Source organism: Bacillus sp. ISL-41 (assembly GCF_018613235.1).
In the GTDB taxonomy this organism is placed as follows: domain Bacteria; phylum Bacillota; class Bacilli; order Bacillales; family Cytobacillaceae; genus Mesobacillus.
This window is the reverse complement of record NZ_JAGGQP010000041.1, coordinates 20,446-46,794: the sequence shown is the minus strand read 5'-3', so window position 1 is coordinate 46,794 and position 26,349 is coordinate 20,446. Positions and strand designations below refer to the sequence as shown.

Below are 26,349 nucleotides of genomic sequence, written 5' to 3'. Positions count from 1 at the left end.
AAGATTCAGGGAACTTCAGAGTCCCCTAAATCTTACTTTATAAAGCCTTTATAATGGCGTTTTACAAGCTGAGCTTCAAGCTGCTTCATCGTTTCAAGCGCAACGCCGACCACGATCAGCAAGCTTGTTCCGCCAATCTGTACCGATTGAGGCAGACCAGCAAATTGAATGAAAAATACTGGCAGCACAGAGATTACTGAAAGGAAGATAGCGCCGACGAAAGTCAGACGGTAAAGGACCTTAGTCAAGTATTCCTGTGTGTTTTTGCCCGGACGGATGCCTGGGACATATCCACCTTGCTTCTTCAGGTTCTCGGCTACCTGTTCAGGATTCACCTGGATGAACGCATAGAAATACGTGAACGCAACGATCAGTGCCACATACACGATCATACCGATCGGTTGTGTATAATCAAACGTCTTCTGGATCCAAAGTGTCACATCATTCGTGCCGAAGAACTGAGCGATTGTCGGAGGTGTAACGATAAACGAAATCGCGAAGATAACCGGGATGACACCAGCAGCATTCACTTTCAATGGAAGGTGAGTGTTCTGGCCGCCAACCGCATTGTTTCCTGCGCTCATGCGCTTAGCGTACTGGATTGGTATCTTACGAGTTGCCTGCTGGATGAAGATAACCCCAACCACGATTGCGATAACAGCCAAAAGGATTAGCAGCATAGTCACGATGCGAAGGAACAAAGCGTCACCTGCATCAGAGAACTGCTGTGCATAAATCTGATTGACCATTGTCGGAATACCAGCAACGATACCAGCAAAGATAATGATTGAAATACCATTTCCTACGCCTTTTGCCGTAATCTGTTCGCCTAACCACATCAGGAATGCAGTTCCGGCAGTTAAGACCGTAGCAATCAGCAAGTAAGTTGTGATACCGGCATTCTGGATCAGTAATCCTCCTGCCATATTGTTAAAGCCATAAGACATACCTAGTGCCTGGATAAAACCCAGAACGATCGTGAAATAGCGGGTAAACTGAGCTAATTTACGGCGTCCGACTTCTCCTTGTTTGGACCATTCGGTAAACTTTGGCACAACATCCATCTGCAAGAGCTGGATGATGATTGAAGCAGTGATGTACGGCATGATTCCCATCGCGAAGATCGAGAAGTTCTGCAGCGCACCGCCACCGAAAGTATTCAGCACACCGAAGACACTCATGTCATCCTGTGCTTTCAAAATATCTGCATTTACGCTCGGTACAGGAATAAATGTACCGATACGAAATACAATCAACATTAAAAGGGTGAAGAGAATTTTATTTCTAATTTCACCCACGCGCATAAAATTGGAGATTGTCTGGAACATTAAATCACCTCAGTTTGACCGCCGGCAGCTTTAATCGCTTCTTCGGCTGCAGAGGAGAACTTATGAGCTTTAACAGTTAATTTCTTCTCAAGGCTTCCCTTAGCAAGGATCTTAACACCTGCTAGTTCCTTCTTGACAAGACCTGTTTCGATTAAAAGTTCTGGAGTCACTTCTGTTCCTTCTTCGAAAACGTTTAGAGCATCAAGGTTAACGACTGCGTACTCTTTGCGGTTGATGTTAGTGAAACCGCGTTTCGGCAAGCGTCGGAATAAAGGAGTTTGACCACCTTCAAAACCAGGGCGTACACCGCCGCCAGAACGAGCGTTTTGACCTTTATGACCTTTACCAGCAGTTTTACCTTGACCAGAACCGATACCACGTCCAAGACGTTTGCGTTCTTTACGGGAACCTTCTGCAGGCTTTAATTCATGAAGTTTCATGTTGGCACCTCCTTATTTTAAAAAGGATAAATTATTTTTCGTTTACAGTAACAAGGTGAGAAACTTTGTTGATCATGCCGCGGATTGCTGCATTATCTTGTTGCTCAACTGTTTGGTTCATTTTACGTAAGCCAAGAGCCTTAACTGTTTCGCGCTGATCTTGCGGACGGCCGATCAGGCTGCGAGTGAGGGTAATTTCTAATTTGTTAGCCATTTGATTTCCCTCCTTATCCTAACAGTTCTTCCACAGATTTACCGCGAAGTTTTGCTACGTCTTCTGCACGCTTAAGTTGAGAAAGACCTTCAAGAGTTGCACGAACCATGTTGATTGGAGTGTTAGTTCCAAGTGACTTAGACAGGATGTCAGCAACACCTGCTAATTCTAGTACCGCACGAACTGGTCCGCCAGCGATAACTCCTGTACCTTCAGAAGCAGGCTTCAGAAGGATTTCACCAGCACCAAAGTGTCCGATAACCTGGTGTGGAATTGTAGTACCAACCATAGGTACTTGAATTAGGTTCTTCTTCGCATCTTCGATAGCTTTGCGAATCGCTTCAGGTACTTCTTGTGCTTTACCACTACCCATGCCGACATGACCGTTTTTATCTCCTACTACTACTAGAGCAGAAAAACGGAAACGGCGTCCACCTTTAACAACTTTAGCAACACGGTTAATCGTAACTACGCGTTCTTCAAGTTCAAGTTTGTTTGGATCAATACGACGCATCTTTGTATGTCCCTCCTTTTTTTATTAAAATTCTAAGCCGTTTTCGCGGGCAGCATCAGCAAGTGCCTGGATGCGGCCATGATAAAGGTATCCGCCACGGTCAAATACTACTGATTTATAACCTTTTTCCACAGCACGCTTAGCGATCAATTCACCGATTTGCTTTGCTGCTTCCAGGTTATTGCCTTCAACATTCACTTCTTTATCTAAAGTAGAAGCACTCGCTAGAGTTACTCCCTTTACATCGTCGATTAGTTGAGCATAAATGTGCTTGTTAGAACGGAACACATTTAGACGAGGACGAGCTTCAGTTCCGCTAAGTTTCGCACGGACACGACCGTGTCTTTTACGGCGAGTAGCGTTTTTATCAGCCTTCGTAATCATTTACGTCACTCCTTTCGTTAACCTATGCGGCATTACTTACCTGTTTTACCTTCTTTGCGGCGTACATATTCGCCTTCATAACGAATACCTTTGCCTTTGTAAGGCTCTGGTGGACGTACGTCACGGATGTTAGCAGCCAATGCGCCAACACGCTCTTTGTCAGTTCCCTTAATAATCACCTTAGTGTTTGTTGGAACTTCGATCTCAAGGCCTTTTTCTGCCTCGATTTCAACTGGATGAGAGTATCCTACGTTAAGTACAAGCTTGTTACCTTGCTTAGACGCACGGTAACCGACACCTACTAGCTCAAGGCCTCTTTCGAATCCTTTAGATACACCCTCAACCATGTTAGCAAGAACCGCACGAGTCGTTCCGTGCAATGCACGATGTTCTTTGTTATCAGTTGGACGAGAAATGTTGATTACGTTCTCTTCGATCTTGATTTCGATGTCAGAGTGAAAAGTACGAGACAATTCACCTTTTGGTCCTTTTACCGTTACGTGATTGTTATCAAGAGTAACAGTAACACCAGCTGGAATTTCAATTGGTTTTTTACCTACGCGTGACATTTGTTGCACCTCCATTCATTCAGAAAAATCTATTACCAAACGTATGCTAGAACTTCTCCGCCCACTTGCTTAGCGCGAGCTTCTTTGTCAGTTATAACGCCGTTTGAAGTTGATACTAAAGCAATACCTAAACCGTTAAGTACGCGTGGTACTTCAGTTGATTTTGCATAAACGCGAAGACCTGGCTTACTGATTCTCTTAAGACCAGTGATAACACGCTCATTGTTTGCACCGTACTTCAAGAAGATACGGATGATACCTTGCTTATTGTCTTCGATATATTCAACGTCACGCACGAAACCTTCACGCTTAAGGATCTCAGCGATTTCTTTTTTAATGTTAGAAGCAGGTACTTCTAATTTTTCGTGACGAACCATATTCGCATTACGAATACGAGTTAGCAAATCTGCAATCGGATCTGTCATGACCATTTAATTTACCTCCTTCCAGAGCTTTCAGTTTTACCAGCTAGCTTTTTTCACACCAGGAATTTGTCCTTTGTATGCTAATTCACGGAAACAAATACGGCAAAGCTTAAATTTGCGGTATACAGAGTGCGGACGGCCGCAGCGCTCACAGCGAGTGTACTCTTGTACTTTATATTTAGGCGTGCGTTTTTGTTTCGCAATCATTGATTTCTTAGCCACGTTTTCGCCTCCCTCTTATTAGAGATTACTTTTGAAATGGCATTCCGAATTGTGTTAATAGTTCACGAGCTTCTTCATCAGTGTTAGCAGTCGTTACAATAACAATGTCCATGCCACGTACTTTATTTACTTTATCGTAATCAATTTCAGGGAAGATTAACTGTTCTTTAACACCAAGTGTGTAGTTACCGCGTCCGTCGAAAGACTTCTTCGAGATACCGCGGAAGTCACGTACACGTGGTAAAGATACTGAAATTAACTTGTCGATGAATTCGTACATGCGCTCACCGCGAAGTGTTACTTTCGCACCGATTGGCATACCTTCACGAAGGCGGAAGCCAGCGATTGATTTCTTAGCACGAGTCACGACTGGCTTTTGACCAGTGATCGTTGCTAATTCCTCAACTGCAACATCAAGAGCTTTAGCGTTGGCAACAGCGTCACCTACACCCATGTTGATTACGATCTTTTCAAGTTTAGGAACTTCCATGATTGACTTATAGTTAAACTTGCTCATAAGAGCAGGAGTAATTTCATTGTTGAACTTTTCTTTTAGGCGGTTCATCGATTGTACCTCCCTTCTTCAATAGACTATTTATCTAGAACTTCACCGGATTTTTTAGCAACGCGTACCTTCTTGCCGTTCTCGACAGTGTAACCAACTCGGGTTGGTGTGCCAGACTTCGGATCTACAGGCATTACGTTTGATACATGGATAGGTGCTTCCTGGTTCAAGATTCCACCTTGTGGATTTACTTGAGAAGGCTTAGCGTGTTTTTTCACGATATTGATTCCTTCTACAAGAACACGGCTTTGCTTTGGATAAGCTTCAAGGATGATCCCTGTTTTGCCTTTGTCCTTACCAGAGATGACCATTACTTTGTCACCTTTTTTTACATGCATCTGTGTGCACCTCCTTAAAGGCATTTGAAATAGATTATAGTACTTCTGGAGCTAATGAAACGATCTTCATGAAGTTGTTGTCACGAAGCTCACGTGCAACTGGTCCGAAGATACGAGTACCACGAGGACTCTTATCGTCACGGATGATTACACAAGCATTCTCGTCAAATTTGATGTAAGAACCGTCTGTACGGCGCATACCAGTTTTTGTACGAACGATAACTGCTCTGACAACGTCACCTTTTTTAACAACGCCACCTGGTGTTGCCTGTTTCACTGTGCAAACGATAACGTCTCCAATATTAGCAGTCTTACGGCCAGAACCGCCCAAAACTTTAATAGTAAGAACCTCACGAGCACCTGAATTGTCAGCAACTTTTAAACGTGTTTCCTGTTGGATCATGCGAGTAACCTCCCTTCGGAATAAACCTTAATCCGAACAATTAGATAATAACAGCTTTTTCCACCACTTCTACAAGGCGGAAACGTTTTGTGGCAGATAGCGGACGAGTTTCCATGATACGTACTACATCGCCGATTTTTGCCTCATTTTGCTCATCATGAGCTTTGAATTTCTTAGAGTATTTTACACGCTTGCCGTATAATGAATGCTTTTTGTATGTTTCAACAAGAACAGTGACAGTTTTGTCCATCTTGTCAGATACAACGCGTCCAGTATAAACTTTGCGTTGGTTGCGTTCACTCATTGTGAGAACCTCCTCTCAATTATCTGTTAACGCCGATCTCTCGTTCACGAATTACAGTTTTCATACGAGCAATCGCTTTGCGTACTTCACGAATGCGAGCTGTATTTTCAAGTTGTCCAGTCGCTAATTGAAAGCGCAGGTTGAATAGCTCTTCTTTTAAAGATTTAACTTTTTGTTCAATTTCAGCAGTGGTAAGGTCACGAATGTCATTAGCTTTCATTAGATTCACCACCAATTTCTTCTCGTTTAACAAACTTGCACTTTACAGGAAGCTTGTGTGCAGCAAGGCGTAATGCTTCGCGTGCGATCTCTTCAGAAACGCCAGCAACTTCAAACATTACTTTGCCTGGTTTAACAACTGCTACCCAGCCTTCAGGAGCACCTTTACCAGAACCCATTCGGACTTCTAGAGGCTTTGCAGTATATGGCTTGTGAGGGAAAATCTTGATCCAGACTTTACCGCCACGTTTCATGTAACGAGTCATTGCAATACGAGCAGATTCGATTTGACGGTTTGTAATCCAAGAAGCTTCAAGAGCTTGCAAACCGAATTCACCGAAGTTTACTTCAGTACCGCCTTTAGCTTGACCGCGCATCTTGCCACGGTGTTGACGGCGATATTTAACGCGTTTAGGCAATAACATATTATTTGCCTCCTTCCTCAGATTTCTTCTTCGTAGGAAGGACCTCTCCACGATAAATCCATACCTTAACGCCTAGCTTACCGTAAGTTGTATCTGCTTCAGCAGTAGCATAATCGATATCGGCACGAAGAGTATGAAGTGGAACTGTTCCTTCGCTGTATTGTTCTGAACGAGCGATGTCTGCACCGCCAAGACGGCCGGAAACCATTGTCTTGATCCCTTTAGCGCCAGCACGCATTGCACGTTGGATAACTTGCTTCTGTGCGCGACGGAAAGATACGCGGTTTTCCAATTGGCGTGCGATGTTTTCAGCAACCAATTTCGCCTCGATATCAGCTTTTTTGATTTCAAGAATGTTTATATGAACACGTTTGCCTGTCAGTTCGTTTAGCGCTTTACGAAGTGCTTCAACTTCTGTACCACCTTTACCGATAACCATTCCTGGTTTCGCTGTGTGGACAGTTACATTCAAGCGGTTTGCAGCGCGCTCGATTTCTACTTTAGAAAGAGATGCATCGCGTAAACGCTTTGTGATGTACTCACGAACCTTAAGGTCTTCGTGTAAAAGATCAGCGTAGTCTTTGCCTGCGTACCATTTTGATTCCCAATCACGAATGATTCCGACACGCAAACCGACTGGATTTACTTTTTGACCCACTGATTATCCCTCCTTCTTTTCTGATAAAACGATTGTAATGTGGCTAGTACGTTTGTTAATAGCACTTGCACGGCCCATAGCACGTGGACGGAAACGTTTCAACGTTGGTCCTTCGTTAGCGTAAGCTTCCGAAACGACAAGGTTATTAACATCCATCTCATAGTTGTGCTCTGCGTTTGCTAATGCAGACTTTAACACTTTATCTACGATTGGAGAAGCTGCCTTAGGGGTAAGGTTTAAGATAGCTACCGCTTCACCAACTTGCTTTCCTCGAATTAAATCTAGAACTAGTCGAGCTTTACGAGGAGCAATACGAACTGTTCTTGCAACAGCTTTAGCTTGCATTTGGATGCCCTCCTCTCATTAACGTCTTGTTTTCTTATCGTCATTACCATGACCTTTGTAAGTACGAGTTGGAGCAAATTCTCCAAGCTTGTGGCCTACCATGTCTTCAGTGACATAAACAGGTACATGTTTGCGACCATCGTAGACAGCAATAGTGTGTCCGATGAATTGTGGGAAGATCGTTGAACGGCGAGACCAAGTTTTAACAACTTTCTTGCCTTCAGTTTCATTTAACTTTTCGATCTTTGTGATTAAGTGCTCATCAACAAAAGGTCCTTTTTTTAAGCTGCGACCCATGATTGAACCTCCCTTCGTGATTGCCCTACGGTTCCCGCGAACCGTAGCTCAATCCCGTTATTTTTTACGACGACGTACAATAAACTTGTCGGATTTGTTTTTCTTCTTACGAGTCTTGAAGCCAAGAGTTGGCTTGCCCCATGGAGACATTGGTGATTTACGTCCGATTGGAGAACGTCCTTCACCACCACCGTGTGGGTGATCGTTAGGGTTCATTACAGATCCACGAACTGTTGGGCGCTTGCCTAACCAGCGTGAACGACCTGCTTTACCAATGTTGATCAATTCGTGCTGTTCGTTGCCGACTTGACCTACAGTTGCACGGCACTCAGCAAGGATCATACGTACTTCGCCTGAGTTCAAACGAATCAATACATATTTACCTTCTTTACCAAGAACCTGTGCAGAAGTTCCAGCAGAACGAACTAATTGTCCGCCTTTGCCAGGCTTCAATTCGATGTTGTGTACTACAGTACCAACTGGAATGTTAGCTAGTGGAAGAGCATTACCTACTTTAATGTCAGCTGTTGGGCCAGACATAACTTCCATACCTACTACTAGGTTTTTAGGAGCTAGGATATATTTCTTTTCACCATCTACATAATTAATTAACGCAATGTTTGCTGAACGGTTTGGATCATACTCAATTGTGGCAACGCGTCCTGGAATGCCATCTTTTGTACGTTTAAAATCGATGATTCTGTACTGACGCTTATGGCCGCCACCTTGATGACGAACAGTTAACTTACCCTGGTTGTTACGACCGCCTTTTCTGTGCAACGGAGCAAGCAAGGATTTTTCCGGCTTGTCAGTTGTAATTTCAGCAAAATCAGATGCTGTCATATTACGACGACCGTTGGAGGTAGGTTTGTACTTTTTAATCGCCATTTCGTTTCCCTCCTCTTCTTATTGGATTATTATACTTCGAAGAATTCGATTTCTTTGCTGTCTTGAGTAAGTTTAACGATTGCTTTACGACGCTTGTTTGTGTAACCGCCGAATTTGCCCATACGCTTGAACTTACCTTTGTAGTTCATGATGTTAACTTTTTCAACTTTTACGCCGAAAATAGCTTGAATAGCATCTTTAACTTGAGTCTTGTTAGCTCTAGTATCAACTTCGAAAGTGTATTTCTTCTCAGCCATTAGGTCAGAAGAACGTTCTGTAATAACGGGGCGCTTAATGATATCGCGTGCATCCATTATGCAAGCACCTCCTCTACTTTTTCAACAGCTGCTTTTGTCATGATCAGCTTATCATGATTTAGAACATCCAATACGTTGATTCCATCAGCAGTAACAACAGTTACTCCAGGAATGTTACGTGCTGAAAGTGCTACGTTCTCTTCAAGACCTGCTGTAACGATCAAGGCTTTCGTGTTAACAGAAAGACCGCTAAGTACAGTTTTGAATTCCTTTGTCTTTGGAGCTTCAAAAGCAAGGCTTTCAAGAACAAGGATGTTTTCAGATTGTACTTTTGATGATAAAGCAGATTTGATTGCTAAACGACGAACTTTCTTAGGCAATTTATAGCTGTAGCTGCGTGGAACAGGACCGAATACAGTACCGCCGCCGCGCCATTGTGGAGAACGGATAGAACCTTGACGCGCACGTCCAGTTCCTTTTTGTTTCCACGGTTTGCGTCCACCGCCCGCTACTTCAGAACGAATTTTAGTTTTATGAGTTCCCTGACGTAATGAAGCTCTCTGCATTACTACTGCTTCGAACATTACGTGGGTGTTAGGCTCAATACCAAATACTGAATCGTTAAGTTCGATATCTCCAACTTGTGAACCAGCTTGGTTAAATAATGCTACTTTAGGCATTCTTGTTTCCTCCTTTCCTGTAAAAATTACTTAGCTTTTACAGCAGCTTTGATTTTTAGAAGGGCTTTTCTAGCACCAGGAACGTTTCCTTTGATTAGAAGAAGGTTACGCTCTGCGTCAATTTTAACGATTTGCAGGTTTTGAACAGTGATCTGCTCTCCACCCATGCGTCCAGGTAGAAGTTTACCTTTGAATACGCGGTTTGGAGCAACAGGACCCATTGAACCAGGGCGGCGGTGGTAACGAGAACCGTGAGCCATTGGTCCGCGAGATTGTCCGTGGCGCTTGATTACACCTTGGAAACCTTTACCCTTTGAGATTCCTGTAACATCTACGATATCGCCTTCTGCGAAAATATCAACTTTGACTTCCTGACCAACTTCATATCCTGCTACATCGACTCCGTTTAATTCCTTTACGAAGCGCTTAGGAGCAGTGTTTGCTTTTGAAACGTGGCCTTTTTCAGGTTTGTTAGAGAGCTTTTCGCGCTTGTCTTCAAAGCCAAGCTGGATTGCTTCGTAGCCATCTGTCTCAGCAGATTTCACTTGAAGCACTACGTTTGGAGAAGCTTCTACCACAGTAACCGGGATAAGGTCGCCGTTTTCAGCAAATACTTGAGTCATACCAATCTTTCTTCCTAAGATTCCTTTGGTCATTTCAGTCACACCTCCTGTGAATTATAATGTTTATTTATTAAAGTTTGATTTCGATATCTACACCTGATGGCAGGTCTAAACGCATTAGTGAGTCGACCGTTTGCGGAGTCGGATTGATGATGTCAATCAGACGCTTATGCGTACGCATTTCGAACTGCTCACGTGAATCCTTATACTTATGCACCGCACGAAGAATTGTGTAAATTGACTTTTCTGTAGGTAGTGGGATTGGACCAGACACCGCCGCACCAGAACGTTTTGCAGTTTCAACAATTTTCTCTGCAGATTGATCAAGGATCCTGTGATCATAAGCTTTCAAACGGATACGAATTTTTTGTTTTGCCATTACTTTCCCTCCTTTTCGCCTATTTTAAAATAGACATTCTCCGCGAAAATTTCCCACACACTCGCCATGGCAAAGCGGCCGGGTGTGTCAGCAACCTTTCGCATCATCGCAGTCAAAGACCAACATTGTCTATTATACATAAAACATAACCCAAATGCAAGAAGTATTCCGCTTTTTAATTATGTTTAACACACTTTTACTATTATAGCGGGCGCATTGGTATTTTACAAGTGGGGAAAGAGATTTCTAACTATTTGGACGGGGAGAAAATAATTCCTGTGGAGTTTTAGAAGAGATTAAAATTCTATAATGGTTGTTTTTTGTGAGGATTATTTATTATTAACTCAATACAGGCAATGAATTGCTTCTGCTTTTACCATTTTCTCTTTTATGTTCACTTTTCGGCAATGAATTGCTTCTGCTTTTACCGTTCTCACGCTTGCTAACCTATTCCGGAGGATGGCATCTTATAATATAGAAGAAACATGAAATTCTTATTTAAATTTAAAGGTCCTAAACTGCATGCAAAATATAAAAAAAGCAGCTGGATCGTCATCCAGCTGCTTTCATTGTTTATTAAAAATTACTCTTGAATAGAAGCTACAACGCCAGCGCCTACTGTACGGCCGCCTTCACGAATTGAGAACTTAGTTCCTTCTTCGATAGCGATTGGAGCGATTAGTTCAACAGTCATTTCGATGTTGTCACCAGGCATAACCATTTCTACGCCTTCAGGAAGGTTACAAATACCAGTTACATCAGTTGTACGGAAGTAGAACTGTGGACGGTAGTTTGTGAAGAATGGAGTGTGACGTCCACCTTCTTCTTTTGAAAGAACGTATACTTCAGCAGTGAACTTTGTGTGTGGCTTAACAGAACCTGGCTTAGCAAGTACTTGACCACGTTGGATATCTTCACGAGCTACCCCACGAAGAAGTGCACCGATGTTGTCTCCAGCTTCTGCATAATCAAGAAGCTTACGGAACATTTCAACACCTGTTACAGTAGTTGATTTTGGCTCTTCAGTCATACCGATGATTTCGATTACGTCACCGACTTTAACTTGTCCACGCTCAACACGTCCTGTAGCAACTGTTCCACGGCCAGTGATTGAGAATACGTCCTCAACAGGCATCATGAAAGGCTTGTCAGTATCACGTGTTGGTGTTGGGATGTACTCATCAACTGCAGCCATAAGCTCGTTGATTTTTTCTTCCCATTCTGGAGCTCCTTCAAGAGCTTTAAGAGCAGAACCTTTGATAACTGGGATGTCATCGCCAGGGAAGTCGTATTCAGAAAGAAGGTCACGTACTTCCATTTCTACTAATTCAAGAAGTTCTTCGTCGTCAACCATGTCACACTTGTTCATGAATACAACAAGGTAAGGTACGCCTACCTGACGAGAAAGAAGGATGTGCTCACGAGTTTGTGGCATTGGGCCATCAGCAGCAGATACTACAAGGATTCCGCCATCCATTTGCGCAGCACCAGTGATCATGTTTTTAACATAGTCAGCGTGTCCTGGGCAGTCAACGTGTGCATAGTGACGAGTTGCAGTTTCATACTCAACGTGTGCAGTTGAAATTGTGATACCACGCTCACGCTCTTCTGGAGCAGCGTCGATTTGGTCATATCCGCGTGCTTCACCGCCGCCTACTTTAGAAAGAACAGTAGTGATAGCAGCTGTTAGAGTAGTTTTACCATGGTCAACGTGACCAATTGTACCAATGTTAACGTGTGGCTTAGAACGATCGAATTTAGCTTTTCCCATTAGAAAAATCCTCCTTTAATATATGAAAATTAAGTATATTTTAATGTGCTGTGAAATAGGAACCCCTATCCCACAGCGTTATGCTTACATTAGTAGTTATACTTGATTAATAGGTGAAAATCAATTATTCACCTTTATTTTTTTTGATGATTTCTTCAGAAACAGATTTAGGAACTTCTTCGTAGTGGTCGAAGTGCATTGAGAATACACCGCGTCCTTGTGTGCTTGAACGAAGAGCAGTTGCATAACCGAACATTTCTGAAAGTGGAACCATCGAACGAACTACTTGAGCGTTACCACGAGCATCCATACCTTCGACGCGTCCGCGACGAGCTGTGATCATACCCATGATATCTCCAAGATATTCTTCAGGGATAACAACTTCAACCCTCATGACAGGCTCAAGGATAACTGGCTTACACTTGGAAGCCGCATTCTTAAGTGCCATTGAAGCAGCGATTTTAAACGCCATTTCAGAGGAGTCAACATCGTGGTAAGAACCGTCAAACAGTCTTGCCTTGATGTCAACGAGTGGATATCCTGCAAGAACTCCGCGATCTAGAGCATCTTCAAGACCAGCTTGAACCGCTGGGATGTATTCACGTGGAACTACCCCACCGACGATGCCGTTCACGAATTCAAAGCCTTTTCCTTCTTCGTTTGGAGAGAACTCAATCCAAACGTGTCCGTATTGGCCACGTCCACCGGATTGACGAGCGAATTTACCTTCAACGTTAGCTGATTCGCGGAAAGTTTCACGGTATGCAACCTGAGGTGCACCAACGTTTGCTTCCACTTTAAATTCACGCTTCATACGGTCAACGATGATGTCAAGGTGAAGTTCACCCATTCCAGCGATGATAACCTGTCCAGTTTCCTGGTCAGTGTGTGCGCGGAATGTAGGATCTTCTTCTTGAAGCTTTTGCAATGCAGTTGTCATCTTGTCCTGGTCAGCTTTTGACTTAGGCTCAACTGATAACTGGATTACTGGCTCTGGGAACTGCATGGATTCAAGAATAACTAGAGATTTTTCATCACATAGAGTGTCACCAGTAGTTGTATCTTTCAAACCTACAGCTGCAGCGATGTCACCAGCGTAAACCGTTGAGATTTCCTGACGGCTGTTCGCGTGCATCTGAAGGATACGTCCGATACGCTCACGCTTTCCTTTAGTCGAGTTCTGGACATAAGAGCCAGAATCAAGAGTTCCGGAGTAAACGCGGAAGAATGTTAATTTACCAACATAAGGGTCAGTCATAACTTTAAACGCAAGAGCAGAGAACGGCTCGTTGTCGTCAGAGTGACGCTCAACCACATCTTCAGTATCCGGAAGATGGCCCTGGATTGCAGGTACATCAAGCGGAGAAGGAAGGTAGTCGATAACAGCGTCAAGCATTAGTTGAACACCTTTGTTTTTGAATGCTGAACCACAGATAACTGGGTAGAATTCAACATTCGTTGTACCTTTACGGATTGCAGCTTTGATCTCTTCGACTGTAAGCTCTTCTCCGCCTAGGTATTTTTCCATTAACTCTTCGTCAAGCTCAGCTACCGCTTCTACTAGCTTTTCACGGTATTCTTCAGCTTGAGCCATATATTCTTCAGGAATTTCCCCAACAGTGATTTCTGTTCCAAGGTCATTACCATAGAAGATTGCTCTCATTTCAACTAAGTCGATGATTGCTTCAAACTCATCTTCAGCACCGATCGGAAGTTGGATCGGATGAGCGTTAGCTTGAAGACGATCATGAATAGTTGATACTGAGTATAAGAAGTCCGCGCCTAACTTATCCATTTTGTTAACGAATACTACACGTGGAACTCCATAAGTAGTAGCCTGGCGCCAAACTGTTTCAGTTTGAGGCTCAACACCTGACTGTGCGTCAAGTACAGCTACTGCACCATCAAGTACACGAAGAGAACGTTCAACTTCAACAGTGAAGTCTACGTGTCCTGGTGTATCGATGATGTTTACACGGTGTTCTTTCCAAGAAGCTGTTGTTGCAGCAGAAGTGATCGTGATTCCACGCTCTTGTTCCTGCTCCATCCAGTCCATCTGAGAAGCACCTTCATGTGTTTCGCCGATCTTGTGGATACGGCCAGTATAATAAAGAACACGCTCAGTTGTTGTTGTTTTACCAGCATCAATGTGAGCCATGATCCCAATATTACGAGTTTTTTCTAAGGAGAACTCTCTTGCCATTTGGTCTTTCTCCTTCCTAGTATAAGTGTTTTTAGATTGAAGGTAAGATTACCAACGATAGTGAGCGAATGCTTTGTTCGCTTCCGCCATTTTGTGTGTATCTTCGCGCTTCTTAACAGAAGCACCAGTGTTGTTAGCAGCGTCAAGAATTTCGTTAGCAAGACGCTCTTCCATTGTCTTTTCCCCACGAAGACGTGAGTAGTTTACCAACCAGCGAAGACCAAGAGTTGTACGGCGGTCTGCACGCACCTCGATTGGTACTTGATAGTTAGCTCCACCTACACGGCGTGCTTTTACTTCTAGAACAGGCATGATGTTCTTAAGAGCTGCATCGAATACTTCGATTGGCTCTTTGCCTGAGCGCTCACGAATGATATCAAAAGCTGAATAAAGGATCTTTTGTGATTTACCTCTCTTGCCATCGATCATCATCTTGTTGATCAAGCGAGTGATAAGCTTTGAGTTATAAATCGGATCCGGCAATACGTCTCTTTTTGCAACTGGACCTTTACGTGGCATGTTTTTTCCTCCTTTCAAAAAGGCTAATTAGTTTTGTTTATTATTTCTTTGCTGCTTTTGGTCTCTTAGTACCGTACTTAGAACGGCCCTGCATACGATTGTTTACTCCAGCAGTATCAAGAGCACCACGAACGATGTGGTAACGTACACCCGGTAAGTCTTTTACACGTCCTCCACGGATAAGAACAACACTGTGCTCTTGAAGGTTGTGCCCGATACCAGGGATATAAGCTGTTACCTCGATTCCGTTAGTCAAACGTACACGAGCGTATTTACGCAACGCGGAGTTCGGCTTCTTAGGAGTCATAGTACCAACACGAGTACATACACCACGCTTTTGTGGAGATGAAACGTTAGTTTGAGCTTTCTTGAAGCTGTTGTAACCTTTATTAAGTGCTGGAGATTTTGACTTCTCCTCTTTAGAGCTACGTGGCTTGCGCACTAATTGGTTAATAGTAGGCATGATCATTTTCCTCCCTTCACATTTTTGTAAGCCCACACATCCAGGTGGTTCATTTTTTTACAAAAAACAAAGTTCTTGCAGTCCACTGCAAAAACAGTTTTCACTTGGTTATCGCTACAGCTGAAGCTCCTACGGCAATCCCGCATGCCTTCCCTAATTTTTTCATAGAGTCGACATAGGTGATGGCGGTGTTCATGTCCCTGGCAGTCTGCAATAGATTCGCTGTCACTTTCATGTCAGCATCCTTCGCAATGACCAGTTCGATTACTTCGCCAGCCTTCAGTGCTTTCACTGTTTGCTTTGATCCTACTATAATCTTTTTAGCCTGAGCTACTTTTTCATAAGACATGATATCCTCCAAAGTAACCAGTAAATAGGAGCACCTTTGAAATATTAACATCTAGTGCAAGGGATGTCAACAACATTAGAAAACTTTTTTCGCTAGATTGTTGTTTTTATTCATAGATCCATTCTTTTTTTCTTTAAAAAGGCGGCACTTTCTGCCGTAGCAGAGAGCGCCGCACTCCTTATTTTATTCTACAGTGATTGCATCTTCAGCATTTTCTTCTTCCATAGAAATTGGTTCAGCTCTTCTGTAGCGCTGCATACCAGTTCCAGCAGGAACAAGTTTACCGATGATAACATTTTCCTTCAGGCCGAGAAGCTCATCGCGCTTGCCTTTGATCGCTGCATCTGTAAGCACTCTTGTTGTTTCCTGGAAGGATGCTGCAGACAGGAATGAATCCGTCTCAAGTGATGCTTTTGTGATTCCAAGCAGTACTGGACGTCCTGTTGCCGGCATTTTGCCTTCAAGAAGTGCTTTGCGGTTAGCGTCAGTGAACTGATGGATTTCAAGCAATGTGCCTGGCAGTACATCTGTTTCACCAGCGTCGATAACCCTGATCTTGCGCATCATCTGACGCACCATTACTTCAACGTGCTTGTCGCCGATTTCAACACCCTGCATACGGTATACTTTTTGAACTTCTTTCAATAAGTATTCTTGCACAGATTGAACGTCTTTGACTCTTAAAAGTTCCTTAGGGTCGATCGAACCTTCCGTGAGTTCTTGACCGCGTTCTACATGGTCATTTATAGCAACCTTTAGGCGTGCTGTATATGGCGCATTGTATGTGCGGCTTTCGATTTCACCCTGAATGACGATTTCCTGCTGACGATCTTTTCCTTCGTTGATGCCGACTACGACACCTTCCAATTCAGAGATAACAGCCTGCCCTTTAGGATTACGTGCTTCGAACAATTCCTGGATACGCGGAAGACCTTGTGTGATATCGTCTCCTGCAACACCGCCTGTGTGGAATGTACGCATTGTAAGCTGTGTACCTGGCTCACCGATTGACTGGGCAGCGATGATACCGACTGCTTCGCCCACTTCGACTTCTTGACCAGTCGCAAGGTTGCGTCCGTAACACTTCTTACATACGCCGTGGCGTGTATTACATGTGAATGCAGAGCGGATCCATACTTCTTCGATCCCTGCTTCTACTACTTCAACAGTCAGGTCTTCTGTAATCAATCCGTTTTCAGGTACAATCACAGCCTTTGTTTCAGGATGCTTGATTGCCTTTCTTGCATAACGGCCAATTAAACGCTCATCTAGAGGTTCGATTACTTCAGTACCATCTTTAAGTGATTTGATAAATAATCCTCTGTCTGTACCGCAATCGTCTTCGCGAACGATAACATCCTGTGCTACGTCTACGAGACGGCGAGTCAAGTAACCTGAGTCAGCAGTCTTAAGTGCTGTATCGGCAAGACCTTTACGAGCACCGTGAGTGGAGATAAAGTACTCTAATACTGTCAGACCTTCACGGAAACTCGACTTGATCGGCAACTCGATGATTCGTCCAGCCGGGTTGGCCATTAGACCACGCATACCAGCAAGCTGCGTGAAGTTTGACGCGTTACCACGGGCACCTGAGTCACTCATCATGAAGATAGGGTTTGAATTATCTAGTGATTTCATCAGCTTAGCCTGGATATTATCCTTCGCCTGGCTCCAGATAGAAATAACGCGATCATAACGCTCGTCCTCGGTAATCAAACCGCGTCTGAACTGCTTAAGAACATTATCTACCTTTGTTTGTGCTTCTGAAATGATTTCCTGTTTCTCTTTAAGAACCACGATATCAGCCACACCTACCGTAATACCCGCTTTTGTCGAGTATGTGAAGCCAAGACCCTTCATACGGTCAAGCATTTTTGATGTTTCTGTGATTTTGAACTTCTTGAACACTTCAGCAATGATGTTTCCAAGAATTTTCTTCTTGAACGGATCAACCAATTTCATGCTCTTGATAACTTCCTTGATATCCGCGCCTTTTTCAACAAAATATATTTCTGGAGTTTTCTCCTCAAGATTTTGCTTGGAAGGCTCATTGATATAAGGGAATGACGCTGGAAGGATTTCATTGAAAATCAGCTTCCCAACTGTCGTGATCAAGAGCTGGCCATTTTGCTCTTCAGTGAATGTCTGGTTGCCAAGTGATGATGCGGCAACAGCAATACGAGTATGAAGATGTACGTAGCCATTCTGGTATGCGATCAACGCTTCATTTGTATCCTTGAACACCATACCTTCGCCAACTGCACCCTCTCTTTCCAAAGTCAGGTAGTAGTTACCTAAAACCATGTCCTGGGAAGGAGTAACAACTGGCTTTCCATCCTTAGGGTTCAGGATGTTCTGAGCAGCAAGCATCAATAGACGTGCTTCTGCCTGTGCTTCAGCAGAAAGTGGCACGTGGACTGCCATCTGGTCACCGTCGAAGTCAGCGTTATAAGCTGTACATACTAGCGGGTGAAGACGGATTGCGCGTCCTTCAACTAACGTTGGCTCAAACGCCTGGATTCCCAATCTATGAAGAGTTGGGGCACGGTTAAGCAATACTGGATGCTCTTTGATTACATCTTCTAGGACATCCCAAACCTCAGGGCTAACGCGCTCAATTTTACGTTTAGCAGACTTAATGTTGTGCGCTAGGCCTTTTTGCACTAATTCTTTCATTACGAATGGCTTGAACAGCTCAAGTGCCATTTCTTTAGGTAGACCACACTGGTACATGTGCAAGTTAGGACCTACGACGATAACAGAACGGCCAGAGTAGTCAACACGCTTACCAAGAAGGTTTTGACGGAAACGACCCTGCTTTCCCTTTAGCATATGGGACAGGGACTTCAACGGACGGTTACCTGGTCCTGTTACCGGACGGCCGCGGCGGCCGTTATCGATCAACGCGTCAACAGCTTCCTGAAGCATACGCTTTTCGTTCTGAACAATGATACTAGGTGCACCAAGATCAAGAAGACGTTTAAGACGGTTGTTACGGTTGATTACTCGGCGGTATAAATCGTTCAGGTCGGAAGTTGCGAATCGACCTCCATCAAGCTGTACCATCGGGCGAAGTTCCGGCGGGATGACAGGGAGGACATCAAGGATCATCCAAGATGGCTCATTGCCTGAACCACGGAACGCTTCAACTACTTCAAGACGCTTGATCGCACGAGTACGACGCTGGCCTTGTGCTGTTCTTAATTCTTCCTTCAGCATGTCGGCTTCTTTATCAAGGTCGATATCTGAAAGCAGCTTTTTGATTGCTTCTGCTCCCATTGCCGCCTGGAATTTGTTGCCGTATTTTTCACGATAAGCGCGGTATTCTTTTTCTGACAGCAACTGCTTCTTCTCAAGGGCAGTGTCGCCAGTTTCCGTAACTACGTAAGAAGCAAAGTAAATAACCTCTTCAAGTGCGCGCGGAGACATATCTAGGATAAGTCCCATACGGCTAGGAATACCTTTGAAATACCAGATGTGAGAAACAGGAGCTGCAAGCTCGATGTGTCCCATTCTTTCACGACGGACTTTTGCGCGTGTTACTTCAACACCGCATCGGTCACAGACTACGCCTTTGTAGCGAACTCTTTTGTACTTTCCGCAGTGACATTCCCAGTCCTTCGTCGGTCCGAAGATACGCTCACAGAATAAGCCGTCTTTTTCTGGTTTCAAAGTACGATAGTTGATTGTTTCCGGCTTTTTAACCTCACCGAAAGACCATGAACGGATCTTGTCTGGTGAAGCGAGGCCAATTTTCATGTACTCAAAATTATTAACATCTAGCAAGGGGCCTACCTCCCTTTTAATCTAGGGTTTTACCCTTATGGCCACCCAAAAAGGAACACACGTGGACAATACTGTTATTCAACTGTTTGTACACGTGTGCCAATTAGATGGACCTATTCTTTCATTCCTACTTTTTCTGAATCCATTTCTTCTGCTTCAGGAGCAATTGTCAAAGTTTCTGCATGCTGCAATTCTTCTTCATCATCAAAATCGCGCATTTCTATTTCTTTTTCATCGCCTGATAGGATCTTGACGTCCATACCAAGACTCTGAAGTTCTTTCATCAATACCTTGAATGATTCAGGAACGCCTGGTTCTGGTACGTTTTCACCTTTTACAATTGCTTCATATGTTTTAACACGTCCAACAACATCATCGGACTTGACGGTTAAGATTTCCTGCAATGTGTAAGCAGCGCCATATGCTTCAAGCGCCCAAACCTCCATCTCCCCGAAACGCTGTCCGCCGAACTGAGCTTTACCGCCAAGTGGCTGCTGCGTAACAAGTGAGTATGGTCCAGTAGAACGAGCATGAAGCTTATCGTCTACCATGTGAGCAAGCTTGATCATGTACATGACACCGACAGAAACACGGTTATCGAATGGTTCACCTGTACGTCCATCATATAGGACTGTTTTCGCATCTCTGGCCATACCAGCTTCCTGGATTGTTGACCATACATCTTCCTCGCGAGCACCATCGAATACCGGTGAAGCAACATGGATTCCAAGGTAGCGCGCTGCCATACCAAGGTGAAGCTCAAGAACCTGACCGATGTTCATACGTGATGGTACCCCTAGTGGGTTAAGCATGATATCGACTGGTGTTCCGTCCGGCAGGAAAGGCATATCCTCTTCCGGAAGGATTTTCGAGATAACCCCTTTGTTACCGTGGCGTCCCGCCATCTTATCACCTTCAGAAATCTTACGCTTCTGAACGATATAAGCACGGACCAGCTGGTTCACTCCAGGAGGAAGCTCGTCGCCATCTTCACGGTTGAACACTTTGACGTCAAGGACAATCCCGCCGCCGCCGTGTGGAACGCGCAATGAAGTATCGCGTACTTCCCTAGCTTTTTCACCGAAGATCGCGTGAAGGAGACGTTCTTCCGCAGTCAATTCAGTAACCCCTTTAGGTGTTACCTTACCTACCAGAAGATCTCCATCTTTCACTTCGGCACCGACACGGATGATTCCGCGCTCGTCAAGGTTTCTCAATGCATCTTCCCCGACGTTAGGGATATCGCGTGTGATTTCTTCAGGTCCAAGCTTAGTATCTCGGGACTCTGATTCGTATTCTTCTATATGGATTGATGTATAAACATCATCTTTAACAAGGCGCTCACTCATGATGATGGCATCTTCATAGTTATAGCCATTCCATGTCATGAACCCGACAAGAACGTTACGTCCTAGTGCCAGTTCACCTTTTTCCATTGATGGTCCGTCAGCAAGGATTTCTCCTTTAACTACACGGTCACCAAGGCTTACGATTGGGCGCTGGTTATAACAAGTACCCTGATTGGAACGAATGAACTTAAGCATGCGGTATTTATCAAGGTCACCCTTAACTTCCTGGCCGTCTACTTCAGTAACACGGCGTACCCATACTTGACGCGCTTCAACGTGTTCTACAATTCCTTCATGCTTACAGATTACTGCAGCACCGGAATCCTTTGCGTTCACGTGCTCCATTCCCGTACCTACGATTGGTGCTTCCGGCTGCATTAACGGAACAGCCTGCCTTTGCATGTTCGCACCCATTAGCGCACGGTTGGAGTCATCGTTTTCCAAGAATGGGATACACGCAGTCGCTGCGGATACAACCTGCTTAGGTGATACGTCCATATAATCGACGCGGTCACGCTTAACAACAGTGTTTTCACCGCGGAAACGGGCAATTACTTCATCATCAATGAAAGAACCATCTTCTGCAAGGCGGGCATTCGCCTGTGCAACTACATAGTTATCTTCTTCATCAGCTGTTAAGTAATCGAAATGGCTTGTCACTTTTCCTGTTTCAGGGTCTACACGGCGGTATGGTGTCTCGATGAAACCGAAACGGTTAACCTTCGCGAAACTTGAAAGGGAGTTGATCAAACCGATGTTTGGACCTTCAGGCGTTTCAATCGGGCACATACGTCCGTAGTGGGAGTAGTGAACGTCACGCACTTCGAAGCCAGCGCGTTCACGTGTAAGACCACCAGGTCCCAATGCCGATAGACGCCTTTTATGTGTCAATTCAGCCAGCGGATTCGTCTGGTCCATGAACTGTGAAAGCTGGGAGCTTCCAAAGAACTCTTTAATGGACGCAATGACCGGGCGGATATTGATTAATTGTTGTGGTGTAATCGTATTTGTGTCCTGGATGGACATTCTTTCACGGACTACTCGCTCCATTCTGGACAAACCAATACGGAATTGGTTCTGCAGCAGCTCACCTACAGAACGAAGGCGTCTGTTTCCTAAATGGTCGATATCATCTGTGTCACCAACACCATGCAGCAAGTTAAAGAAGTAGCTGATGGATGCAATGATATCAGCAGGCGTGATGTTTTTGATCGGTTCAGGGACATAGGCATTACCTAAAACATTGATTTCTTTTTCGCCCTCATCGTTCGGAGCATAGATCTTAATGCTTTGTAAAGTTACATCCTCTTCAACCACGCCGCCGTAAGGGCTGAAATTCTTGAAGCCAACATCCTTCTCCAGCGCAGGAATGATCTTATCCAGAGTTCGGCGGTCTAAAGTGACTCCTTTTTCTGCAATAATTTCTCCTGTTTCAGGATCTACTAATGTTTCTGCAAGCTTTTGCCCGAATAAACGGTTTTTAATATGAAGCTTTTTGTTGATTTTATAACGCCCTACATTTGCAAGGTCATAGCGCTTTGGATCAAAGAATCTTGAAACCAGCAAGCTTTTTGCATTGTCAACTGTAGGCGGTTCGCCAGGACGGAGACGCTCGTAAATTTCCAGAAGCGCTTTTTCCGTACTTTCCGTATTGTCTTTTTCAAGAGTATTACGGATATATTCGTTATCACCGATCAGATCAATGATTTCTTGATCAGAACCGAACCCTAATGCACGCAAAAGAACCGTAACAGGGAGCTTCCTCGTACGATCGATCCTTACATATACAACATCCTTGGCATCTGTTTCATACTCTAACCAGGCGCCTCGGTTCGGAATAACGGTCGCAGTGAACCCTTTCTTCCCGTTCTTATCAAGTTTTCCACTGTAGTATACACTTGGTGAACGCACTAACTGGGAAACGATAACCCTTTCAGCACCGTTAATTACAAACGTGCCAGTTTCTGTCATAAGCGGGAAATCGCCCATGAAGACATCCTGGTCCTTTACTTCACCTGTTTCCTTATTCACAAGGCGGACCTTTACTCGTAATGGCGCAGAGTAAGTGACGTCTCTTTCTTTTGATTCTTCCACTGGATATTTCGGTTCGCCAAGACTGTAATCGATAAACTCTAACGATAAGTTACCAGTAAAGTCTTCAATCGGTGAAATGTCCTGGAACATTTCACGGAGGCCCTCATCAAGAAACCACTGATAGGAAGAGGTTTGAATTTCAATCAAATTCGGCAATTCCAAAACTTCACTGATGCGAGCATAACTTCTACGTTGGCGGTGTCGTCCATACTGAACTAGTTGACCTGTCAACTGATTCACCCCTCAAATCAAGCGTTATTATTCATCTATCCCTGTCTTGTCCATGAAGTTTCCTCCATTTCAAAAGACAAAAAGAAAAAGGGTTTTCACCTAAAAACCACATTTCCTGCAACGAACAATTATTTTGTTAGTTTTCCCTTAATGCCTAAAATTATACAACTTTCGATGAAAATAGCAATTGAAAAGGAAACTAATATATTGGCATTTTATAATATTAACATAGCGGTTTTCTCACGTCAACATTTAACAGATTTGAGAATAAAGTATCCTTTACTTTTCGCCGCAATGTCAACTTCACCAAAAAGCTCTTTCATTTTTTCCATCGCGGACGGTGCACCCTGCTTCTTCTGGATGACCACCCAAAGCTCTCCGCCTTCAGCTAAATGAAGGAAACTTTGTTCGAAAATATCATGCACAATCTTTTTCCCGGCACGGATCGGCGGGTTCGTAAGGATTGCATTGAATCCTTTTTCCTCCACTCCAGTCAGCCGGTCACTTTCATAGATTTTCACATTATTCACTTTATTTTCGGACGCATTTCCCTCAGCAAGCATAATCGCTCTTTCATTGACATCCACCATGTGGACCATTGCATCAGGATAAGCCTTTGCCAGCGAAAGACCGATTGGCCCATATCCGCACCCGACATCAAGGATCAATCCATCAGCTTTATTAAGTTCGAACGTGTCGATCAACAACCTTGACCCAAAATCGACTTCCTTTTTCGAAAAAACACCACTGTCTGTCTTGAAGCGGAAGCTATTCCCCTTCAATTCACTTTGCCATTTTACTGGATTACTGTCAGTACTGGGTTTACGGGAGTAATAATGTTCAGTCAAAATCTCTCACCTCCACGGGGATTCATTTGAAGAATGCGATCGCGGATTGCATTGCTACTGCGGTATTATAAACTTTTTAAAATTAAAAAGCAAAAAACGAAAAGCGGAAGCGCCTTGGTCAGCCCCGACAAGCGCTGCCCGCCTAAAAGCGCCACGGAAGTTAATATCTTGCAACTTCCATTTACCCACCTACAATATAAAGCGAAAAAAAAGCCCGCTTTAGCAGCGAGCTTTTTATTTTAAGGTTGATTACTTAACTTCGACGTTAGCTCCAACTTCTTCAAGCTTAGCTTTGATTTCTTCAGCTTCTTCTTTAGAAACGCCTTCTTTAAGAGCTTTAGGAGCGTTGTCAACAACTTCTTTCGCTTCCTTAAGACCAAGACCAGTGATTTCACGAACAACTTTGATAACCTTGATCTTCTGGTCGCCAGCAGATGCAAGAACTACGTCAAATTCAGTTTGTTCTTCAACAGCAGCTCCAGCAGCTCCACCCATCATAGCAACTGGTGCAGCAGCAGTTACGCCGAATTCTTCTTCGATTGCTTTTACTAGATCGTTAAGTTCTAAAACAGTCATATTTTTAACTGCTTCAATGATTTGTTCTTGAGTCATGATTATTTTCCTCCTTGAAATTGGTTAGTTTTTTTATTGTTAAACCGTAAAAATTAACTTACGCGCCTTGTTCTTCCTTCTGTTCTGCAACAGCTTTTGTAGCAAGAGCAAGATTGCGGATTGGAGCTTGAAGTACGCTGAGTAGCATAGAAAGTAGACCTTCGCGAGACGGTAGGTCTGCAAGTGCCTTGATTTCTTCTACTGTAACGATGTTGCCTTCAACTACGCCCGCCTTGATTTCAAGCGCTTCGTGCTTCTTAGCGAATTCGTTAAGAATCTTAGCTGGTGCAACTACATCTTCAGTACTGAACGCGATTGCGTTAGGACCTGTTAAAGATGTGTTCAAGCCAGCAAGCTCAGCAGCTTCAGCAGCACGGCGTGTCATAGAGTTTTTGTAAACTTTGAATTCAACACCAGCTTCACGAAGCTCCTTACGAAGTTCAGTTACTTCTGCAACTGTTAGTCCACGGTAATCAACAACGATAGTTGATTTGCTTTCTTTAAGTTTGCCAGCAATCTCGTCAACGATTTGCTTTTTCACTTCGATAATTGCGCTCATCCTTACACCTCCTGTAGATTTCTGCATTTATACCGATCAAATAAAAACCTCCGCATCAGTGCAGACGCGGAGGAAGTATACAATAGTAAGTGTGTTGCTCTATCGTATGACCTCGGCAGGATATTAAGCAATAAGCCCCTGCTGTCTGCGGTACAAATGTAATTCTATTTTCACAACAAGAAGAATTATATCCAATCCTTCGTTGATTGTCAAATACTATTATTTTACAGTTGAAGGATCTACTTTAACGCCAGGTCCCATTGTAGTAGAGATCGTAACGTTCTTCATGTAAGTTCCTTTTGCTGCAGCTGGCTTAACCTTCATCATAGTTTCGAAGATTGTGTTGAAGTTTTCAACAAGCTTGTTGTCTTCGAAAGAAACTTTTCCGATAGGCACATGGATGTTACCAGACTTGTCAACGCGGTATTCTACTTTACCAGCCTTGATTTCGTTAACTGCTTTTGTTACATCAAATGTAACTGTGCCAGTCTTAGGGTTTGGCATTAAGCCTTTAGGTCCCAATACGCGGCCAAGCTTACCAACTTCACCCATCATGTCAGGTGTAGCTACGATTACATCAAAGTCGAACCAGCCTTGCTGGATCTTAGTGATGTATTCTGCATCGCCAACATAGTCTGCGCCAGCAGCTTCTGCTTCTTTTAACTTTTCGCCTTTAGCGAATACTAGAACACGTTGAGTTTTACCAGTACCATTTGGAAGCACAACTGCTCCACGGATTTGCTGGTCAGCTTTCTTAGGGTCTACACCCAAACGGAAAGCAGCTTCAACTGTAGCGTCAAATTTCACAGTGCTTGTCTTTTTAGCAAGCTCAACTGCTTCAGCAGCTGTATATGCTTGAGAGCGATCTACAAGCTTTACAGCTTCAAGATACTTTTTACCTTTTTTAGCCATTTTTATTTCCTCCTGTATTGTGGTTTTAACGGAATAACCTCCCACTTTGAAAAGCGGAGGCACCTTGGTCAGGTGCCAAAGCCAGACAAGTTGAAAAGCGAAGGCGTCGTATGACGTCTAAGCTTGACAACGAAAAGCGAAGGCGCCATAAAGGCGCCGTTTCAGACAAAAGGTTG

General features: G+C 43.9%; 33 protein-coding genes and 1 other annotated feature. All 33 genes read right to left on the bottom strand.

Features of this window, described 5'->3' with window-relative positions:
- Positions 1-32: 32 nt before the first annotated feature.
- Positions 33-1,328, bottom strand: coding sequence for a preprotein translocase subunit SecY (gene secY / locus J7I80_RS20160; protein WP_214740731.1), 1,296 nt, complete (start codon positions 1,326-1,328; stop codon positions 33-35).
- Complete coding sequence (gene rplO / locus J7I80_RS20155) at positions 1,328-1,768, bottom strand: 50S ribosomal protein L15 (protein ID WP_214740729.1); 441 nt, start codon at positions 1,766-1,768, stop codon at positions 1,328-1,330. Before rplO ends, secY begins: the two co-directional genes overlap by 1 nt.
- Before the next feature lie 31 nt (positions 1,769-1,799).
- Positions 1,800-1,982, bottom strand: coding sequence for a 50S ribosomal protein L30 (rpmD, locus tag J7I80_RS20150; protein ID WP_023626413.1), 183 nt, complete (start codon positions 1,980-1,982; stop codon positions 1,800-1,802).
- A 13-nt stretch (positions 1,983-1,995) separates the two neighbouring features.
- Complete coding sequence (gene rpsE / locus J7I80_RS20145) at positions 1,996-2,496, bottom strand: 30S ribosomal protein S5 (protein ID WP_214740727.1); 501 nt, start codon at positions 2,494-2,496, stop codon at positions 1,996-1,998.
- A 24-nt stretch (positions 2,497-2,520) separates the two neighbouring features.
- On the bottom strand, positions 2,521-2,880 hold the full coding sequence (gene rplR, locus J7I80_RS20140) for a 50S ribosomal protein L18 (RefSeq protein WP_023626415.1): 360 nt from the start codon (positions 2,878-2,880) through the stop codon (positions 2,521-2,523).
- 32 nt (positions 2,881-2,912) lie between these two features.
- Positions 2,913-3,449 (bottom strand): 50S ribosomal protein L6, encoded by a 537-nt coding sequence (rplF, locus tag J7I80_RS20135; RefSeq protein ID WP_214740725.1) that lies wholly within the window; start codon positions 3,447-3,449, stop codon positions 2,913-2,915.
- A 32-nt stretch (positions 3,450-3,481) separates the two neighbouring features.
- Entirely contained in the window at positions 3,482-3,880 is a 399-nt protein-coding gene (gene rpsH / locus J7I80_RS20130) for a 30S ribosomal protein S8 (protein ID WP_214740723.1), read from the bottom strand.
- A gap of 30 nt (positions 3,881-3,910) precedes the next feature.
- A complete protein-coding gene (gene rpsN / locus J7I80_RS20125) occupies positions 3,911-4,096 on the bottom strand; it encodes a 30S ribosomal protein S14 (protein ID WP_009499044.1) in 186 nt (61 codons plus the stop codon).
- Between the two features lie 25 nt (positions 4,097-4,121).
- Positions 4,122-4,661, bottom strand: a complete 540-nt coding sequence (gene rplE / locus J7I80_RS20120; protein WP_041966519.1) for a 50S ribosomal protein L5 — start codon at positions 4,659-4,661, stop codon at positions 4,122-4,124.
- Positions 4,662-4,687: 26 nt separating this feature from the next.
- Positions 4,688-4,999 carry a 50S ribosomal protein L24 gene (rplX, locus tag J7I80_RS20115; protein WP_023626419.1) on the bottom strand — a complete coding sequence of 104 codons (312 nt, stop codon included), beginning with the start codon at positions 4,997-4,999 and terminating at the stop codon, positions 4,688-4,690.
- A gap of 34 nt (positions 5,000-5,033) precedes the next feature.
- A complete protein-coding gene (rplN, locus tag J7I80_RS20110) occupies positions 5,034-5,402 on the bottom strand; it encodes a 50S ribosomal protein L14 (protein WP_023626420.1) in 369 nt (122 codons plus the stop codon).
- Positions 5,403-5,442: 40 nt separating this feature from the next.
- Positions 5,443-5,706, bottom strand: coding sequence for a 30S ribosomal protein S17 (rpsQ, locus tag J7I80_RS20105; RefSeq protein ID WP_041966521.1), 264 nt, complete (start codon positions 5,704-5,706; stop codon positions 5,443-5,445).
- A 19-nt stretch (positions 5,707-5,725) separates the two neighbouring features.
- On the bottom strand, positions 5,726-5,926 hold the full coding sequence (gene rpmC, locus J7I80_RS20100; protein ID WP_023626422.1) for a 50S ribosomal protein L29: 201 nt from the start codon (positions 5,924-5,926) through the stop codon (positions 5,726-5,728).
- Positions 5,916-6,350, bottom strand: coding sequence for a 50S ribosomal protein L16 (rplP, locus tag J7I80_RS20095; protein WP_023626423.1), 435 nt, complete (start codon positions 6,348-6,350; stop codon positions 5,916-5,918). The genes rpmC and rplP overlap by 11 nt, the downstream gene beginning before the upstream one ends.
- A gap of 1 nt (position 6,351) precedes the next feature.
- The gene (rpsC, locus tag J7I80_RS20090; protein ID WP_214740721.1) at positions 6,352-7,008 is read right to left on the bottom strand and encodes a 30S ribosomal protein S3; all 657 of its coding nucleotides are present in this window, start codon (positions 7,006-7,008) and stop codon (positions 6,352-6,354) included.
- 3 nt (positions 7,009-7,011) lie between these two features.
- Positions 7,012-7,353, bottom strand: a complete 342-nt coding sequence (gene rplV / locus J7I80_RS20085) for a 50S ribosomal protein L22 (protein WP_023626425.1) — start codon at positions 7,351-7,353, stop codon at positions 7,012-7,014.
- 18 nt (positions 7,354-7,371) lie between these two features.
- Positions 7,372-7,650: a 30S ribosomal protein S19 gene (gene rpsS / locus J7I80_RS20080; protein ID WP_044393904.1), complete on the bottom strand. Its 279-nt coding sequence runs from the start codon at positions 7,648-7,650 to the stop codon at positions 7,372-7,374.
- A gap of 57 nt (positions 7,651-7,707) precedes the next feature.
- Positions 7,708-8,538 carry a 50S ribosomal protein L2 gene (gene rplB / locus J7I80_RS20075; protein ID WP_102264858.1) on the bottom strand — a complete coding sequence of 277 codons (831 nt, stop codon included), beginning with the start codon at positions 8,536-8,538 and terminating at the stop codon, positions 7,708-7,710.
- A gap of 29 nt (positions 8,539-8,567) precedes the next feature.
- Entirely contained in the window at positions 8,568-8,855 is a 288-nt protein-coding gene (gene rplW, locus J7I80_RS20070; RefSeq protein WP_214740776.1) for a 50S ribosomal protein L23, read from the bottom strand.
- Complete coding sequence (rplD, locus tag J7I80_RS20065; RefSeq protein WP_214740719.1) at positions 8,852-9,475, bottom strand: 50S ribosomal protein L4; 624 nt, start codon at positions 9,473-9,475, stop codon at positions 8,852-8,854. The genes rplW and rplD overlap by 4 nt, the downstream gene beginning before the upstream one ends.
- A 26-nt stretch (positions 9,476-9,501) precedes the next feature.
- Positions 9,502-10,131 (bottom strand): 50S ribosomal protein L3, encoded by a 630-nt coding sequence (gene rplC / locus J7I80_RS20060; RefSeq protein WP_041966525.1) that lies wholly within the window; start codon positions 10,129-10,131, stop codon positions 9,502-9,504.
- Positions 10,132-10,168: 37 nt separating this feature from the next.
- Positions 10,169-10,477 (bottom strand): 30S ribosomal protein S10, encoded by a 309-nt coding sequence (gene rpsJ / locus J7I80_RS20055; RefSeq protein ID WP_009791329.1) that lies wholly within the window; start codon positions 10,475-10,477, stop codon positions 10,169-10,171.
- Positions 10,478-11,060: 583 nt separating this feature from the next.
- Positions 11,061-12,248 carry an elongation factor Tu gene (gene tuf / locus J7I80_RS20050; RefSeq protein WP_102264854.1) on the bottom strand — a complete coding sequence of 396 codons (1,188 nt, stop codon included), beginning with the start codon at positions 12,246-12,248 and terminating at the stop codon, positions 11,061-11,063.
- A 124-nt stretch (positions 12,249-12,372) separates the two neighbouring features.
- Positions 12,373-14,451, bottom strand: a complete 2,079-nt coding sequence (gene fusA / locus J7I80_RS20045; RefSeq protein WP_214740717.1) for an elongation factor G — start codon at positions 14,449-14,451, stop codon at positions 12,373-12,375.
- 48 nt (positions 14,452-14,499) lie between these two features.
- Positions 14,500-14,970 (bottom strand): 30S ribosomal protein S7, encoded by a 471-nt coding sequence (gene rpsG, locus J7I80_RS20040; RefSeq protein ID WP_041966528.1) that lies wholly within the window; start codon positions 14,968-14,970, stop codon positions 14,500-14,502.
- Between the two features lie 40 nt (positions 14,971-15,010).
- On the bottom strand, positions 15,011-15,433 hold the full coding sequence (gene rpsL, locus J7I80_RS20035) for a 30S ribosomal protein S12 (protein WP_023626436.1): 423 nt from the start codon (positions 15,431-15,433) through the stop codon (positions 15,011-15,013).
- A 100-nt stretch (positions 15,434-15,533) separates the two neighbouring features.
- On the bottom strand, positions 15,534-15,782 hold the full coding sequence (locus tag J7I80_RS20030; protein WP_214740715.1) for a 50S ribosomal protein L7ae-like protein: 249 nt from the start codon (positions 15,780-15,782) through the stop codon (positions 15,534-15,536).
- A gap of 183 nt (positions 15,783-15,965) precedes the next feature.
- Complete coding sequence (gene rpoC / locus J7I80_RS20025) at positions 15,966-19,568, bottom strand: DNA-directed RNA polymerase subunit beta' (RefSeq protein ID WP_214740713.1); 3,603 nt, start codon at positions 19,566-19,568, stop codon at positions 15,966-15,968.
- A gap of 113 nt (positions 19,569-19,681) precedes the next feature.
- Complete coding sequence (rpoB, locus tag J7I80_RS20020) at positions 19,682-23,242, bottom strand: DNA-directed RNA polymerase subunit beta (RefSeq protein ID WP_214740711.1); 3,561 nt, start codon at positions 23,240-23,242, stop codon at positions 19,682-19,684.
- 245 nt (positions 23,243-23,487) lie between these two features.
- A complete protein-coding gene (locus tag J7I80_RS20015) occupies positions 23,488-24,090 on the bottom strand; it encodes a class I SAM-dependent methyltransferase (RefSeq protein ID WP_214740709.1) in 603 nt (200 codons plus the stop codon).
- Positions 24,091-24,339: 249 nt separating this feature from the next.
- The gene (gene rplL, locus J7I80_RS20010; protein WP_023626441.1) at positions 24,340-24,702 is read right to left on the bottom strand and encodes a 50S ribosomal protein L7/L12; all 363 of its coding nucleotides are present in this window, start codon (positions 24,700-24,702) and stop codon (positions 24,340-24,342) included.
- Positions 24,703-24,760: 58 nt separating this feature from the next.
- Positions 24,761-25,261 carry a 50S ribosomal protein L10 gene (gene rplJ / locus J7I80_RS20005; protein WP_214740707.1) on the bottom strand — a complete coding sequence of 167 codons (501 nt, stop codon included), beginning with the start codon at positions 25,259-25,261 and terminating at the stop codon, positions 24,761-24,763.
- Between the two features lie 32 nt (positions 25,262-25,293).
- Positions 25,294-25,430: a sequence feature (ribosomal protein L10 leader region), on the bottom strand.
- A gap of 50 nt (positions 25,431-25,480) precedes the next feature.
- Positions 25,481-26,173, bottom strand: a complete 693-nt coding sequence (rplA, locus tag J7I80_RS20000) for a 50S ribosomal protein L1 (protein ID WP_214740705.1) — start codon at positions 26,171-26,173, stop codon at positions 25,481-25,483.
- Positions 26,174-26,349: the final 176 nt, after the last annotated feature.

Excerpts from the sequence above, each read along its gene's own strand:
- secY (WP_214740731.1), bottom strand. The coding sequence starts at position 1,328 with ATGTTCCAGACAATCTCCAATTTTATGCGCGTGGGTGAAATTAGAAAT.
- rplO (WP_214740729.1), bottom strand. The coding sequence starts at position 1,768 with ATGAAACTTCATGAATTAAAGCCTGCAGAAGGTTCCCGTAAAGAACGC.
- rpmD (WP_023626413.1), bottom strand. The coding sequence starts at position 1,982 with ATGGCTAACAAATTAGAAATTACCCTCACTCGCAGCCTGATCGGCCGT.
- rpsE (WP_214740727.1), bottom strand. The coding sequence starts at position 2,496 with ATGCGTCGTATTGATCCAAACAAACTTGAACTTGAAGAACGCGTAGTT.
- rplR (WP_023626415.1), bottom strand. The coding sequence starts at position 2,880 with ATGATTACGAAGGCTGATAAAAACGCTACTCGCCGTAAAAGACACGGT.
- rplF (WP_214740725.1), bottom strand. The coding sequence starts at position 3,449 with ATGTCACGCGTAGGTAAAAAACCAATTGAAATTCCAGCTGGTGTTACT.
- rpsH (WP_214740723.1), bottom strand. The coding sequence starts at position 3,880 with ATGGTCATGACAGATCCGATTGCAGATTTGCTAACTCGTATTCGTAAT.
- rplE (WP_041966519.1), bottom strand. The coding sequence starts at position 4,661 with ATGAACCGCCTAAAAGAAAAGTTCAACAATGAAATTACTCCTGCTCTT.
- rplX (WP_023626419.1), bottom strand. The coding sequence starts at position 4,999 with ATGCATGTAAAAAAAGGTGACAAAGTAATGGTCATCTCTGGTAAGGAC.
- rplN (WP_023626420.1), bottom strand. The coding sequence starts at position 5,402 with ATGATCCAACAGGAAACACGTTTAAAAGTTGCTGACAATTCAGGTGCT.
- rpsQ (WP_041966521.1), bottom strand. The coding sequence starts at position 5,706 with ATGAGTGAACGCAACCAACGCAAAGTTTATACTGGACGCGTTGTATCT.
- rpmC (WP_023626422.1), bottom strand. The coding sequence starts at position 5,926 with ATGAAAGCTAATGACATTCGTGACCTTACCACTGCTGAAATTGAACAA.
- rplP (WP_023626423.1), bottom strand. The coding sequence starts at position 6,350 with ATGTTATTGCCTAAACGCGTTAAATATCGCCGTCAACACCGTGGCAAG.
- rplV (WP_023626425.1), bottom strand. The coding sequence starts at position 7,353 with ATGCAAGCTAAAGCTGTTGCAAGAACAGTTCGTATTGCTCCTCGTAAA.
- rpsS (WP_044393904.1), bottom strand. The coding sequence starts at position 7,650 with ATGGGTCGCAGCTTAAAAAAAGGACCTTTTGTTGATGAGCACTTAATC.
- rplB (WP_102264858.1), bottom strand. The coding sequence starts at position 8,538 with ATGGCGATTAAAAAGTACAAACCTACCTCCAACGGTCGTCGTAATATG.
- rplD (WP_214740719.1), bottom strand. The coding sequence starts at position 9,475 with ATGCCTAAAGTAGCATTATTTAACCAAGCTGGTTCACAAGTTGGAGAT.
- rplC (WP_041966525.1), bottom strand. The coding sequence starts at position 10,131 with ATGACCAAAGGAATCTTAGGAAGAAAGATTGGTATGACTCAAGTATTT.
- rpsJ (WP_009791329.1), bottom strand. The coding sequence starts at position 10,477 with ATGGCAAAACAAAAAATTCGTATCCGTTTGAAAGCTTATGATCACAGG.
- tuf (WP_102264854.1), bottom strand. The coding sequence starts at position 12,248 with ATGGGAAAAGCTAAATTCGATCGTTCTAAGCCACACGTTAACATTGGT.
- fusA (WP_214740717.1), bottom strand. The coding sequence starts at position 14,451 with ATGGCAAGAGAGTTCTCCTTAGAAAAAACTCGTAATATTGGGATCATG.
- rpsG (WP_041966528.1), bottom strand. The coding sequence starts at position 14,970 with ATGCCACGTAAAGGTCCAGTTGCAAAAAGAGACGTATTGCCGGATCCG.
- rpsL (WP_023626436.1), bottom strand. The coding sequence starts at position 15,433 with ATGCCTACTATTAACCAATTAGTGCGCAAGCCACGTAGCTCTAAAGAG.
- J7I80_RS20030 (WP_214740715.1), bottom strand. The coding sequence starts at position 15,782 with ATGTCTTATGAAAAAGTAGCTCAGGCTAAAAAGATTATAGTAGGATCA.
- rplL (WP_023626441.1), bottom strand. The coding sequence starts at position 24,702 with ATGACTCAAGAACAAATCATTGAAGCAGTTAAAAATATGACTGTTTTA.
- rplJ (WP_214740707.1), bottom strand. The coding sequence starts at position 25,261 with ATGAGCGCAATTATCGAAGTGAAAAAGCAAATCGTTGACGAGATTGCT.
- rplA (WP_214740705.1), bottom strand. The coding sequence starts at position 26,173 with ATGGCTAAAAAAGGTAAAAAGTATCTTGAAGCTGTAAAGCTTGTAGAT.